Origin of the sequence: Haloactinomyces albus (assembly GCF_031458135.1) — a bacterium.
Taxonomy (GTDB): domain Bacteria; phylum Actinomycetota; class Actinomycetes; order Mycobacteriales; family Pseudonocardiaceae; genus Haloactinomyces; species Haloactinomyces albus.
This window is the reverse complement of record NZ_JAVDXW010000001.1, coordinates 2,951,330-2,963,928: the sequence shown is the minus strand read 5'-3', so window position 1 is coordinate 2,963,928 and position 12,599 is coordinate 2,951,330. Positions and strand designations below refer to the sequence as shown.

14 protein-coding genes are annotated in these 12,599 nt (G+C 65.3%); 5 read left to right on the top strand and 9 right to left on the bottom strand.

Annotation, left to right across the window (positions count from 1 at the left end; translation table 11 throughout):
* Positions 1-6 precede the first annotated feature (6 nt).
* Together JOF55_RS14025 and JOF55_RS14020 are read right to left on the bottom strand one after the other, a co-directional pair.
* Positions 7-1,311 carry a thymidine phosphorylase gene (locus tag JOF55_RS14025; protein WP_310274323.1) on the bottom strand — a complete coding sequence of 435 codons (1,305 nt, stop codon included), beginning with the start codon at positions 1,309-1,311 and terminating at the stop codon, positions 7-9.
* An 88-nt stretch (positions 1,312-1,399) separates the two neighbouring features.
* Positions 1,400-1,777 carry a cytidine deaminase gene (locus JOF55_RS14020; protein ID WP_310274319.1) on the bottom strand — a complete coding sequence of 126 codons (378 nt, stop codon included), beginning with the start codon at positions 1,775-1,777 and terminating at the stop codon, positions 1,400-1,402.
* A gap of 401 nt (positions 1,778-2,178) precedes the next feature.
* Between JOF55_RS14020 and sdhC the strand changes: the two genes are divergently transcribed.
* The 4 genes from sdhC (at position 2,179) to JOF55_RS14000 (ending at position 5,705) form a co-directional block, all read left to right on the top strand.
* Entirely contained in the window at positions 2,179-2,616 is a 438-nt protein-coding gene (gene sdhC, locus JOF55_RS14015; protein ID WP_310274317.1) for a succinate dehydrogenase, cytochrome b556 subunit, read from the top strand.
* Positions 2,617-2,620: 4 nt separating this feature from the next.
* Positions 2,621-3,040: a succinate dehydrogenase, hydrophobic membrane anchor protein gene (gene sdhD / locus JOF55_RS14010; protein ID WP_310274315.1), complete on the top strand. Its 420-nt coding sequence runs from the start codon at positions 2,621-2,623 to the stop codon at positions 3,038-3,040.
* Between the two features lie 86 nt (positions 3,041-3,126).
* Positions 3,127-4,917 (top strand): succinate dehydrogenase flavoprotein subunit, encoded by a 1,791-nt coding sequence (sdhA, locus tag JOF55_RS14005; protein WP_310274313.1) that lies wholly within the window; start codon positions 3,127-3,129, stop codon positions 4,915-4,917.
* Positions 4,917-5,705, top strand: a complete 789-nt coding sequence (locus JOF55_RS14000; protein ID WP_310274311.1) for a succinate dehydrogenase iron-sulfur subunit — start codon at positions 4,917-4,919, stop codon at positions 5,703-5,705. Before sdhA ends, JOF55_RS14000 begins: the two co-directional genes overlap by 1 nt.
* Before the next feature lie 76 nt (positions 5,706-5,781).
* Here the strand turns inward: JOF55_RS14000 and JOF55_RS13995 are convergent, their stop codons facing one another.
* Positions 5,782-6,009 (bottom strand): SCO4848 family membrane protein, encoded by a 228-nt coding sequence (locus tag JOF55_RS13995; protein WP_310274308.1) that lies wholly within the window; start codon positions 6,007-6,009, stop codon positions 5,782-5,784.
* 376 nt (positions 6,010-6,385) lie between these two features.
* Here JOF55_RS13995 and JOF55_RS13990 point away from each other — a divergent pair, with 376 nt between their 5' ends.
* Positions 6,386-7,429 carry a D-alanyl-D-alanine carboxypeptidase family protein gene (locus JOF55_RS13990; RefSeq protein ID WP_310274306.1) on the top strand — a complete coding sequence of 348 codons (1,044 nt, stop codon included), beginning with the start codon at positions 6,386-6,388 and terminating at the stop codon, positions 7,427-7,429.
* A gap of 23 nt (positions 7,430-7,452) precedes the next feature.
* Here the strand turns inward: JOF55_RS13990 and yhjD are convergent, their stop codons facing one another.
* The 6 genes from yhjD to JOF55_RS13960 all read right to left on the bottom strand — a co-directional run bounded on the left by yhjD (position 7,453) and on the right by JOF55_RS13960 (position 12,564).
* Entirely contained in the window at positions 7,453-8,490 is a 1,038-nt protein-coding gene (gene yhjD, locus JOF55_RS13985) for an inner membrane protein YhjD (protein ID WP_310274304.1), read from the bottom strand.
* A gap of 55 nt (positions 8,491-8,545) precedes the next feature.
* Positions 8,546-9,586, bottom strand: coding sequence for a tryptophan--tRNA ligase (trpS, locus tag JOF55_RS13980; protein WP_374727492.1), 1,041 nt, complete (start codon positions 9,584-9,586; stop codon positions 8,546-8,548).
* Between the two features lie 148 nt (positions 9,587-9,734).
* Complete coding sequence (locus JOF55_RS13975) at positions 9,735-9,980, bottom strand: hypothetical protein (protein ID WP_310274300.1); 246 nt, start codon at positions 9,978-9,980, stop codon at positions 9,735-9,737.
* A 504-nt stretch (positions 9,981-10,484) separates the two neighbouring features.
* A complete protein-coding gene (locus JOF55_RS13970) occupies positions 10,485-10,991 on the bottom strand; it encodes a hypothetical protein (protein ID WP_310274298.1) in 507 nt (168 codons plus the stop codon).
* A 53-nt stretch (positions 10,992-11,044) separates the two neighbouring features.
* Positions 11,045-12,301: a putative T7SS-secreted protein gene (locus JOF55_RS13965; protein WP_310274296.1), complete on the bottom strand. Its 1,257-nt coding sequence runs from the start codon at positions 12,299-12,301 to the stop codon at positions 11,045-11,047.
* Complete coding sequence (locus JOF55_RS13960; protein ID WP_310274294.1) at positions 12,301-12,564, bottom strand: hypothetical protein; 264 nt, start codon at positions 12,562-12,564, stop codon at positions 12,301-12,303. The genes JOF55_RS13965 and JOF55_RS13960 overlap by 1 nt, the downstream gene beginning before the upstream one ends.
* Between the last annotated feature and the right edge of the window lie 35 nt (positions 12,565-12,599).

Below are 12,599 nucleotides of genomic sequence, written 5' to 3'. Positions count from 1 at the left end.
GCGGGGTCACCGGGAAGAACCGGTCATCTCGCTGCCGACGACCCGGTCGAGCACGAGTGATTCACGCGTCATCTCGGCGTCGGTGATCTCGAACGCGCCTTCCAGCACTTCCAGCGCCGCCGGAACGGCATCCGGGCTGTCGGTGTGCAGTTCCAGCAGCGGTTGTCCCCACCGGACGTGCTCGCCCGGTTTCGCCATGCACAGCACGCCCGCGGCGTGCTGCACGTCGTCCTCCTTGCGAGTGCGCCCGGCGCCGAGCCGGCACGCCGCGACACCGACGGCGTAGGCGTCCAGAGTCGCCAGCGTGCCGCTCTCCGGTGCGGCAACGGTGTGCGTGTGCGCGGCACGCGGAAGCGGCGCATCCGGATCGCCGCCCTGTGCGGCGATCATCCGTTCCCACTGCGCATAGGCTCGACCGGAAGCCAGCACCTCCGCCGGGTCCGCAGCGGGCAGTCCCGCGTGTTCGAGCATCTCGCCCGCCAGCGCGAGCGTCAGTTCGACGACGTCGGCCGGACCACCACCGCGCAGCACCTCGACCGCCTCGGCGACCTCGAGCGCATTGCCGACCGCCCTGCCCAGTGGAGCCGACATCGCGGTGAGCAGGGCGCTGGTGTTCACCCCGTTGGCGATGCCGATCGACACGAGCGCCTCGGCGAGCTCGCGGCCCCGCGTGCGGTCGGTCATGAAGGCTCCGGACCCGCACTTGACGTCCAGGACGAGGGACTGCGTCCCCTCCGCGAGCTTCTTGCTCATGATGGAGCCCGCGATCAGCGGAACCGACTCCACCGTGGCGGTGACATCACGCAACGCGTAGAGCTTGCGATCGGCCGGTGCGAGCCCTTCCGTCGCCGCACACACCACGGCCCCGACACTGTCGAGTCGACTGCGGATCTCATCGGGAGACAGGCTCGCGCGCCAGCCGGGTACGGACTCCAGCTTGTCCAGGGTCCCGCCGGTATGACCGAGCCCACGGCCGGACAGTTGCGGCACTGCGGCCCCGCAGGCTGCCACGAGCGGCGTCAGCGCCAGGGTGATCTTGTCTCCCACGCCGCCGGTGGAGTGCTTGTCCACGGTGGGCCGCCGGAGGCCACCGAGGTCCAGTGTCCGGCCCGAGGAGACCATCGCGGCCGTCCAGCGGGCGGTCTCGGTGGCGTCCATCCCTCTCAGCAGAATGGCCATCGCCAGCGCCGACATCTGCTCCTCGGCGACCTCACCGCGCGTGTACGACTCGATCACCCAGTCGATCTGGTCGGCGGTGAGCGGCCGCCCGTCGCGCTTGGTCCGGATCACGTCGACGGCGGAGTGAGCCATGAGACGACCTTTCGTGTCGGAGAACCCAAGCGGTCCCACTCTTACCCGACACGGAACCCCGACACCCGCATGTTCGTGATCCGCGTGTTCAGAGCACGAAAGCATCCGGCAGCACATCGCGCATCGTGCGGATCCCGCTCGGCGTATCGAGCAGGCACTCCGGGCCGCCCAGTTCGAAGAGCACCTGGCGGCAGCGTCCGCACGGCATCAGCAGCTCGCCATCACCACCACGGCAGGTGACCGCGGTGAACCGCCCACCACCGGTGAGTCGCAATTGGCCCGCCATCGTGCACTCCGCGCACAGCGTGAGCCCGTACGAGCCGTTCTCGACGTTGCAGCCGACGACGACGCGGCCGTCCGCACACAGTCCCGCCGCACCGACCCGTAGTCCGGAGTACGGGCAATACGCATCGGCTGCCGCGCGTACCGCGGCATTCCGCAGGATGTCCCACTCGACCGTGCGCACGTCCCGCTCCTCTCGACTTGCGAAACCGGCGACTTTGTGAAATCGGCGACTTGCGAAAACCACCTGATTTCGAAAGATGCGGCGGCGCACACGTCCGCGAGCACCGGCCACGTCCTCCGCTGAGTCGTTTATCACAGCGGTGACTTGCGGCTATCGCCCACTTCACTCGATTCGGTCACATGCCGATTTCTACATCGATCCACCTGCCCTGTTGATTTGTCTGCTCGATCACAGCAGGCAGATGCGAGTAGGCCAGCCGGGTGCTACGGGTCTAGCATCCGGTGGGTCAAGGACCCGCTGAAGGTGGCCGGTGACGGGCGCAGAAGAGCGTTCAGCGACCGGTTTCGCCGCTGTCGCGAGCGGGTCCGTTAGTCCACCAGCGACGTTGGAGGCCTTCCATCATGGCCAGCACCACCGCCACCGCGGCGGAGGCGCGCCCGCGCGAGGCAAGTCCCCGCGCCAAGGGCACGCTCTACCGCGGCGATCTGGGCATGTGGTCGTGGGTCGCCCACCGGATCACAGGCGTACTCACCTTCTTCTTTCTATTCGTACACGTGTTGGACACGGCGCTTGTCCGGGTATCGCCCAATGCGTACGACACAGTGATCAGTACCTACAAGCATCCGATCATGATCCTGTTCGAGTTGGGTCTGCTCGCCGCGGTGCTGTTCCACGCGTTCAACGGCATCCGGGTGATGCTGGTCGACTTCTGGTCCGAGGGCACCAGATTCCAGCGCCCCATGCTGTGGACCGTCGTGGGCCTGTGGCTGGTCCTGATCATCCCGGCCGCGATCAGCATGCTCACTCGCGCCATCACGGAACTGTTCGGGGGGCACTAGAACCATGACCACGACCGAAGCACCCGTGGCCATCGACAAGCCACGCTCGTCGACACGGCCGGCCGCGCGCCGCAGCAACTTCGAGCTCTACAGCTGGGTGTTCATGCGGCTGTCCGGCGTCGTGCTGCTGTTCCTGGTCCTCGGACACCTGCTCATCATGCTGTTCCTGGACGGCGGCGTACAGCGCATCAACTTCGCCTTCGTCGCCGGGCGCTGGGCCTCCCCGTTCTGGCAGATGTGGGACCTGACCATGCTCTGGCTGGCAGGGCTGCACGGCGCCAACGGCCTGCGTACCGTCATCAACGACTATTCGCGCAAGGGCGGCACCCGCTTCTGGCTGCAGACCCTGCTCTGTGTCTCGCTCCTGGTGATCGTGGTTCTGGGTACCTTCGTGCTCTTCACCTTCGACCCGAACATCAGCTGACCGGACACAGCAGCTTCGAGCGCCCCGCGTGAGCATCGGCTGTCGTCGATCCCGCGGGAACTCGCCACCAGCCCAAGGAGGCGACCATGCAATTCCACAAGTACGACGTGGTCATCGTCGGCGCCGGAGGCGCCGGGATGCGCGCCGCGATCGAGTCCGGCCAGCGCGCCCGCACGGCCGTCCTCACCAAGATCTACCCGACCCGCTCGCACACCGGCGCGGCGCAGGGTGGCATGTGTGCCGCCCTGGCCAACGTCGAGGAGGACAACTGGGAGTGGCACAACTTCGACACGATCAAGGGAGGCGACTACCTGGTCGACCAGGACGCTTCCGAGATCATGGCGAAGGAGGCCATCGATTCGGTCCTGGACCTGGAGAAGATGGGGTTGCCGTTCAACCGGACCCCCGAGGGCAGGATCGACCAGCGCCGGTTCGGTGGCCACACCCGTGAGCACGGTAAGTCGCCGGTGCGGCGCGCCTGCTACGCCGCCGACCGCACCGGTCACATGATCCTGCAGACGCTGTACCAGAACTGCATCAAGCACGGCGTCGAGTTCTTCAACGAGTTCTACGTCCTCGACGTCACCATGAGCACCAACGACGCCGGCGAACAGGTGTGCACCGGCGCCGTGGCCTACGAATTGGCCACCGGTGAGATCCACGTGTTCCACGCCAAGTCGGTCATTTTCGCCACCGGCGGCTTCGGCAAGGTCTTCAAGACCACCTCGAACGCACACACCCTCACCGGTGACGGCATGGGCATCGTCTACCGCAAGGGCCTGCCGCTGGAGGACATGGAGTTCTACCAGTTCCACCCGACCGGCCTGGCCGGCCTGGGCATCCTCATCTCCGAGGCCGTGCGCGGTGAGGGCGGCATTCTGCGCAATGTCGACGGCGAACGGTTCATGGAGCGCTACGCGCCCACGATCAAGGACCTCGCCCCGCGCGACATCGTGGCACGGTCGATGGCGCTGGAGGTGCTGGAGGGACGCGGCGCGGGCCCCGAGAAGGACTACGTGTACCTCGACGTCACCCACCTCGGCGAGGAGATCCTCGAGTCCAAGCTGCCCGACATCACCGAGTTCTCCCGCACCTACCTGGGTGTGGACCCGGTGCACGAGCTCGTGCCGGTGTACCCCACCGCGCACTACGCGATGGGCGGTATCCCCACCAACGTGGGCGCGGAGGTACTGCGCGACAACGACAGCGTCGTGCCCGGCCTCTACGCCGCGGGGGAATGCGCCTGCGTCTCGGTGCACGGTTCCAACCGGCTGGGCACGAACTCGTTGCTGGACATCAACGTGTTCGGCCGCCGCGCGGGCATCGCCGCCGCCGAGTACGCGCACGGCCACGAGCACGTCGAGATGCCGGAGGAGCCCGCCAAGCTCGTGCAGGGCATGGTCGACCACCTGCGCACCGCCAGCGGCGGTGAGCGCGTCGCCAACATCCGTACTGCGCTGCAGGAGACGATGGACGCCAACGCCTCGGTGTACCGCACCGAGGAGACCCTCAAGCAGGCACAATCGGACGTGCAGCTGCTCAAGGAGCGCTACGGCCGGATCGCCGTGCACGACAAGGGCATGCGGTTCAACAGCGACCTGCTGGAGGCCATCGAGCTGGGCTTCCTGCTCGATCTGGCCGAGTCGCTGGTCAACGCCGCTCTCGCCCGCAAGGAGTCGCGCGGCGGCCACGCCCGTGAGGACTACACGTCCCGCGACGACACGAACTTCATGCGGCACAGCATGTCGTACAAGCAGTTGCCGGACGCCGAAGACCCGGACGCACCGCTCGGGCTCACCGGGTTCCTCTCCGACATCCGGTTGGATTACAAGCCCGTCTCCGTGACCCGGTACCAGCCGATGGAGCGTAAGTACTGATGACCGCCACTCTCAGCAACAACGACAGCACCGCGGCGGACCTGCCGTCGGACGCGCCGCCGATTCCGGACGGCGCCACGATGGTGACCGTCAAGATCGAGCGGTTCAACCCGGAGGTCGACGACGACCTGCACTGGGAGTCCTACCGGGTTCCGGCGCTGCCGACCGACCGGGTGCTCAACCTGCTGCACTACATCAAGTGGTACATCGACGGAACCCTGACCTTCCGCCGTTCCTGTGCCCACGGTGTGTGCGGCTCGGATGCCATGCGCATCAACGGCGTCAACCGACTGGCCTGCAAGGTCCTGATGAAGGACATGTTCGCCAAGAACGGGGAGACCACGCTCACCGTGGAGCCGATCAAGGGGCTGCCGGTCGAGAAGGATCTGCTGGTGAACATGGAGCCGTTCTTCGAGGCCTACCGTGCCATCCAGCCGTACTTGGTCACCTCGGGGAACGAGCCGACCAGGGAGCGCACTCAGTCGATCGCCGAGCGCGAGCGCTTCGACGACACCACCAAGTGCATCCTGTGTGCGGCCTGCACCACGTCCTGCCCGGTGTACTGGTCGGAGGGTTCCTACTTCGGTCCCGCCGCGATCGTCAACGCCCACCGGTTCATCTTCGACAGCCGGGACGAGGCCACCGAGGAGCGGCTGGACATCCTCAACGACCAGGACGGCGTCTGGCGGTGCCGTACGACCTTCAACTGCACCGACGCCTGCCCGCGGGGTATCCAGGTGACCAAGGCGATCCAGGAGGTCAAGCGGGCCCTGATGTTCCGTCGCTGAGCCGCCGAGAAATTTCGCGAGAAATTGGCGTTCACCCGGGTGAATGCCAATTTCTCGCGAAATTGTGCTCACCACCTCAGCGTCGTGACGCCCGGTAGCCTCGCCAACCCAATACGCCGATCGCCGTCCCCAGAGCGAGGGAAACAAAGGCGATCACCAGGTGTACGATCAGATAGGCCGTCGGTGCACCGGCCGACCACGAGCGTTCACCATCCCAGACATTGCGGATGAACGTCGGCCACAGCAGCCAGGACCAGACACCGAAGGCGAGCAGGAGCAGGGCGGAGCGGCGGGAAAGTCTCACGTCCGGCAGTATCGCTCCCCCGACAGGAGCACATCTCGGCCGGGGCACCTCGAGTAACCCGGCACGGTACTCGGCACCGTCGGCGGAATCCTTCCGGAACAAGATCCGCTAGTCTGCTGCTGTGCCTGTGAGAGCCCGGCGCTCGGCCACTGGGCTGCGCGCAAACACCGTCATCGCCGTATGCATTCTCCTCACCGCCATACTCGCCCCCGGCACTGCCCTCGCCGCGGGGACCGATGCTGTTCAACCGCCACCGGCGAACTGCCCGCACGCAACGCTGCCACCACCCCCCGTGGACAGCTCCGAGGTTCCGCCTCCCGGGGTGCCCTCGCCCGATCCGCTCCCGGTCCCTGCGGAAGCCATCGGAGGCGGGCGAATGGGCGAGTGCGGCGTGCTCACCGCTCCCGGCGCTCCCACGGTCCCCACCAAGGTGGCCTCGACCACCTGGATTCTCGCCGAACTCGGCAGCGGAAACGTGCTCGCCGCGAAGAATCCGCACGGCAGGCACCGTCCCGCCTCGATCATCAAGGTTCTCACGGCATTGGTGGCCATCCGTCAGCTCGACATGACCGACACCATCACGATCACCCAGGCCGACGCGGGCATGGAAGGCAGCAAAGCCGGACTCGTCCCCGGGGTGACCTACACGGTGCGCGAGGTGTTGACCGGTCTGCTCCTGCAGTCCGGCAATGACGCCGCCCATGCCCTGGCCAGGAAACTCGGGGGCACTCAACGCACGCTCGCTCGGATGAATCGGCTCGCTCACGAGCTCGGTGCGCGGGACACCAGAGCCGCCACTCCGTCCGGGCTGGACGGCCCCGGCATGAGCACCTCCGCCTACGACATGGCGCTGATCTTCCGCACCGCGATGCGGAACCCGGAATTCGCCGAGATCGTTGCCATGCGCTACGCCGAAATTCCCGGAAGGCCGGACGGGCCGGCGCTGAAGCTGTACAACGACAACGACGTGCTCCGGAACTACCGGGGAGCCTTGGGTGGCAAAACCGGCTATACCGACGATGCACGACACACCTACATCGCCGCCGCCGAGCGCGACGGGCGCCGGTTGGTCGCGGTTCTGATGCGCGGCGAGAACCGTCCGGATCCGCTGTCACAGCAGGCCACGGCACTGCTGGACTACGGGTTCCGCCTCGACGAGGATGCGCAAGCGGTCGGACATCTGACACCGATGGCATCCCCGACCTCGACCGGCGAGACACCGGAGCCACAGGCGAGCGTGCCGGAGAAGACGAGCTCTTCGGAGTCGTCACTGTTCGGCACGGTCGGCGGACCGTTGGCCCTGCTGACCATGGCGGCTGTGGCCGTGTTCGGTGTTCTGGGCGTGCGGCAGCACCGCGCGAAAGTCGCCGCCGCCGCACGCCGCAACAATGCCGAAGTCACCGATGACGATCATCCGTGAACACCACCGCACCACTCGGCTCGTCACCGGCGCCGTGCGAACCATCCGATGACCACGCCGAGACCGAACAGGCTCGCCGCGGTCGCCGTACCCGAGCGCTCCCGTACCACCGGCCGGATCACCGCCGGAGGTGCGGGCTCCGGCGGCACAAGTTCCTGGTTCTCCTGGGCTTGAGCGGTCCACGCGGTCGCGAACAGGATGAATCGGGAGACGAGGTAGGCGAATACGAGCAGGCCCAGAATGGGGCCGAACGCAGCAGCGGCCGGGGAGCTGTTGAGGCTCCTGATGTAAACCACACCGACCTGTTTGAGTACCTCGAAACCCACCGCCGCGAACAGCGCGCCCCACACGGCGCTGTGCAGTGTGACCGGCTTCCGGGGCAACCGTGCCAGCACCCACAGGAACACCAGCCAGCTCGCGGCCAGCGACAGCACGATCGTCAGCAGCCGCAGCACGACAGCGGCAACGGGAGTGTTCTCGATGCCGACCAGAGCGAACAGGGCCCGACCGACCACGCCTCCGAGAGCGCTGATCGCGAAGGACACCACCAGGGCCAGCCCCAGACCGATCAGGGAGGCCAAGTCGGCTGCGGTCTTTTTCAGGAACGGCAGGTTCGTGGGTCCCTGACCCCATTGCGCGGTCAGCGCCTCACGCAGGTTGGTCATCCAGCCCAGACCCGAGTACAGCGCGCCGAGCAGACCGATGATGCCGACCGCCCCGGCCTGCTCGATCGCCTCGTTGACGATGTTGGTGATCAAGGTGCTCAACTGCTCGCTGGGCACGGCCTCGGCGATGGCCTGCTGTAGTCGATTCAGCAGGTCCTCGTTCCCCGAGAGGATGAATCCGGCCACCGCGAACGCGATCATCAGCAGCGGCACGAGTGCGAGCACGCTGAAGTAGGTGATCGCGGCCGCGTAGTAGTCACCGTACTGTGACTGATAGCGGCCGGCGGCCCGGACGAGCCGGTCGAGTCGGGGATACTTGCGCCGCATGAGGTCCAGCCTGCTTGGCTGTGCCTCGTCGGCTTTCGCCGTGCGTGCCGGTTGGCTCCGGTCGGCCACTGTTCACCTCCCGCCCGGTGGAACACCGGCCGAAGGTTACCGCCGCGCTATCGGATCAGCCTGCTGGAGGCAGGAAGCCGACCCGGTCGAACACCGTGCGCAGGGTTTCGGAGGCGGTCGTCCTGGCGCGCTCGGCACCGCGCCGCAGGATCTTGTCCAGCTCGACCGGATCGTCCAGATACTCCTGCACCCTGGTCTGGAAGGGCGTCACGAAGTCGACGATCACCTCGCCGAGGTTCTTCTTCAGGTCACCGTAGCCGTGGCCCTCGTAGTCGGATTCGAGTTCGGCGATCGACCGGCCGGTCATGGCCGAGTAGATCACCAGCAGATTGCTGATTCCCGGCTTGTCGTCCGGGTCATAGCGGATCTCGCGCTCGTTGTCGGTCACCGCGGAACGGATCTTCTTCGCCGAACGCTTCGGGTCCTCCATGAACTCGACGACCCCGGAGGGCACCGACTTGCTCATCTTCGACCCCGGAGCCTGCAGATCGAAGATCTTGGCGGTGTCCTGCGGAATGTGCGCATCGGGGACCACGAAGATACTGCCGAAGCGGGAGTTGAACCGCTGGGCGAGGGTGCGGCTGAGCTCGAGGTGCTGGCGTTGGTCCTCGCCGACCGGGACGGCATCGGTCCGATACAGCAGGATGTCGGCGGCCATCAGAGCCGGGTAGGTGAAGAGCCCGACACTGACGTGCTCCTCCTCCTGCCTGGAGGACTTGTCCTTGAACTGGGTCATCCGCCCGGCCTCGCCGAAGCCCGTCATGCACTCCAGCACCCAGCTCAGCTGAGCGTGCTCGGCAACGTGGCTCTGTACGAACAACGTGCTGCGTTCCGGGTCGATGCCCATCGCCAGCAACTGCGCCGCGGCGTAGCGCGTGTTATTCCGCAGTTCTTCGGGATCCATGGCGACGGTGATCGAGTGCAGGTCGACCACGCAGTAGAACGCGTCGTGGGTGTCCTGCATCGTGATCCAGTTGCGCAGCGCACCCAGGTAGTTGCCGAGGTGGAAGGAACCGGCGGTCGGTTGGATGCCGGAGAACACGCGCGGACGCGCTGCGGCCGTCGCCGCCTCTCCAGCGCCGGATACCTGACTCACAGTGTTCTGGGTGACGGGGTTGTCGCTGCTCACACGGTCATTCTCGCAGAAGGCCGCGAGGGCTTTTTCCGCGAGGTTCGGTATGCGCCACGCTGCCGCAACCTGCTGGAAGGTAAGGGCCACTCACCACAGTCGGCTTGCGGCGACGTCAGAACTTACGTTCGTTCTCGGGCTGAACGGCGGTCTTCTTGCGACGGAAGACACCCGCGAGCATCCCGGTGACACCGAGTCCGACGGCGGCCAGGCCGACGGGGGCACTCAGGGATTCCAGCGGCGTGGCCTGGGCCCGAACGTACTGTTCGGATGTGGCGGCGCCGGCAGTGACCGTGCCGATGATCATCGTGGCGACGAATACGGACACTCGCGTGCAGGCGCGGGCCAGTCGGCTACGCACGAGCGATGCCTCCCTCAGCGGACAACCCATGCAGGTTACAACCAATACAGGTCCCATCCTCGGACAGGACCGAAGACCGGGCGGCAATACGGTCATCACTCATTCGTGGCACCTCAGCGGAGGCGGAACACCACACAGAGTTGATCAGTATGCCGTGAGGATCGTAGAGCCCGTGCCACAGCGGCTCGCAGGGGGTTCCCACTTGCAAACGAACGTGCTGGCCAGAGCAAGGAAGCGGCCGCGCATCGGGAGTTTCGCGCCGGACATACCACCTACTCGAAAGGCGGCATTCTCCAGGGCGAGGTCCTGTCCGGCGTATACCCGGCCTGTCCGGCAGATTGCCACTCTGTGGAATCCAACAATGTCGTCAGTAGGCTACCCAGCTCGCAGGCACACCGGATTCCTGTGCATTGGTGAAGTTCGTCGCAGCCGAAAAGGAAGCGGACGCCCCCGCAACATCACCAGGCACGCGTACACGCAGGCGACCACAGACAGATCCATCCATCACATGCCCTCGCCGCTGTCGGTATCCGGACGCACGGAGGCGACGAACTCCTGAAAATCTTCCATGAGTGCTGTGAACTGCTCCTGGTTGGCGGTCAGCGCCAACCGGAGCACCACCCGCTGCTCCGGGTTCTCGGTATCCAGCATCGAGAGGTAGACCTGGCACTGAAACAGCTCACGGGCAACCTCGTTGATGACGGTGGAGAACTTCAGCACCTGACCAAGCCCCGGTGCCTCGGCAGAGCCGAGTTCGGAGCGCTGCGTCACCGTGACCGTTTCGGCGACCTGTTCGATATTGTGCACCGATTCATCGGCGATATCGGTCAGTGCAGCCGGATCGGGACGATAGTCACCGTCGATCGTGATATTGGCCGTGGAACCGGGTTGCTGCGATTCCGGGTGCAGCGCAACGAACGCAACGTCATCTGCGCCTACCTGTTCGGGGTCCTTCGCCTGCCACCCGTCGGGCAAGCGGAAACGGATCGGCACCGGCAATTCGGCTGCCATAATCACAAACTCCGTTCAGTGGAGACAATCACAGTACGCGAACACGCATACCGTCAATTCCAGGGGTTCAAGGAATCGTAGGTCGATGTGGCGAAATCATCGATAGCCTCACCGGTGTTCGCCGCGGCGTTCCCGACGAACTGAGCGGCGTCGGTGGCAGTTTGGGCGACGTCGTCGGGGTCAACTGTGAGCTCAAAACCCAGTTTACCCCCGACAATAGGGGACACACCGGCGTTCGCCCCGATGTGCCACGTCCCGTTCTCGTCCGGACCGAGTCTCACCCCTGGCTCAGCTCCGGGACCGGCCCAAGCCTCACCAGTCACATTGAGACCGATCCCTCCGATGTCACCGCCTACCTTGCCAGTGGCTTTCGCTCCCGCGAATGCCCCTGCATTCGCTTTCAGCCCGTCGAGCCCCACCGAGGCGCTAGCACTCGCGCTGGCACCCACGAATGCTTCAACCTTGCCGTTGTAGCCAGCATAGGGACCGAAATCGACCTTCCCTTGAGCCGACGCTTTTGCCCCTGCCTTAACTTCGGCCTTGGCACCGATGCCTTCATTGTTGACCTGGCCGGCAAGAGATGCCTCTGCAGCCACGGTCGCAGCAGCCTTTCCGGAAAGCTGCACATAATCATTGCCCGCTGATCCTTGAGCACTGGCTTTGGCAAGCTCAGCAAAAGCTTTCAGCTCACCCATCTTGCTACCCTTGGGCCAAGCTGCCGCCACACCTGCATTGGGGCCACTTGCCTCGGCCTTTCCCTTGGCCGACCATCCACCGGTGATCTCATCAACAAGATGATCAAGCGCGCCCGGCTTGGTGCCATCGCCACGAATGGCCGCCGCCGCGTGAGTACCGGCGGCATCGAGTTTCTCACGGGCACCGGTGAGCAGTTCCTGTGCTTGCCGTCGATACTGCTCACCCGGGTCCGAGAATGGCGCCTGTGCGGAAGTTTCCTTGTACTGAGCCATTGCCCGATGGGTGGAGGCTTCACCCTTCTCCCACAGTGCGATGGCTTCGGCTGCTTGTCCTTGCGCCCAGCGCAAGGTGCCCGCGTATTCGGTCAGGGCACCGGAGGTGGATGCGAGAGAGTCACCGACAGCGGTCCATTTCGGCGGCTCTTTCGAAAACATGCTCCAGAAGGCCTCGCCGGCTTGCCCCCACCAATTACCGACATCGACCCCTCGAAGCTCGTCCGTGATCGCAGCGTAGCGCTCGCCTTGCTTGCGCAGTGCGGCCACCTTGTCCTCGATTATGTTCGGACTTCCGGGAATCAGCGCCTTGGGATCCGAGGTTTCACCGAGCACCCCCATCAGTTACTACCCCTTTCATGGCCGGATACACCGTCGGCGAGACCGAGCAACTCACCGTTCGCCTTGTCATCACTGTCCACATAGTTCTGGGCAGCTTCAGCAAGAGAATTGCCAGTGGACTCCGCGTTGCCAACCAGCACATCGACACCGATCTGCACGGCCGAGCAGAACTCTTCGAAAGCACTGAAGAGGCCCTCATGACCGTACTCACCGGAGTTTCCGCAGAGATCGGCCACCTTGTTTCCGTCCGCGTCCTGAACCACATCGCGTATTCTCGATGCCGCCTGCCGAAGCACCT